At 63.6% G+C, this 695-nt stretch carries 1 protein-coding gene; it reads left to right on the plus strand.

Going from position 1 to position 695, the window contains the following annotated elements; translation table 11 throughout:
- Positions 1-177: 177 nt before the first annotated feature.
- On the plus strand, positions 178-695 hold a 518-nt coding region (locus G3480_RS27160; protein WP_240906120.1), incomplete at its 3' end, for a reverse transcriptase domain-containing protein.

The following is a 695-nucleotide window of genomic DNA, read 5'->3' on the forward strand; positions in this document are numbered from 1 at the left end:
CACGGGAGCGAAGAGGACCGAGGGCAAGGTAGCGCCAAGCGAAGGCAACGAAGTGCGGCGCGATGACGGCTGAGCAGTCAGAGTCGGCTGATCGTACCGTCGAGCGTGGGGAACGCACCCGAGCGGACCCACGGGAGGGAAGCGGCCGATCGGTTGAGACAACGTCTGGAGGGACAGATGGCGCAAACATTGGGTTGCGAGACCATCACAACGAAACAAGAGGCGATCGCGAACCTGGCGAGAGAGGCGCCGGGGATGGTGCTGACCACGCTGGCGCATCACATCGACCTGATGTGGCTGGAAGAAGCGTACCGGCGCACGCGCAAGGACGGCGCGGTGGGTGTGGACGGTGTCACCGCCGAGGCGTACGAAGCGCGGCTGCAGGAGAACCTGAGCGACCTGCTCGAACGGTTCAAGAGCGGTCGCTATCAGGCGCCACCGGTGCGACGCGTTCACATCCCCAAGGATGGAACGAAGAAGACCCGGCCCATTGGCATACCGACTCTGGAAGACAAGATCCTCCAACGGGCGGTGCTGATGGTGCTGGAGCCGGTCTACGAGCAGGACTTTCTGGACTGCTCCTATGGCTTCCGTCCAGGACGTAGCGCCCACCAGGCGCTGCAAGCCTTGTGGGACGGGGTTATGGACCTGCGCGGTGCCTGGGTGATCGACCTCGACATCCAAGCCTTCTTCGA

This window comes from Thiorhodococcus mannitoliphagus, assembly GCF_010915725.1.
GTDB lineage: Bacteria > Pseudomonadota > Gammaproteobacteria > Chromatiales > Chromatiaceae > Thiorhodococcus > Thiorhodococcus mannitoliphagus.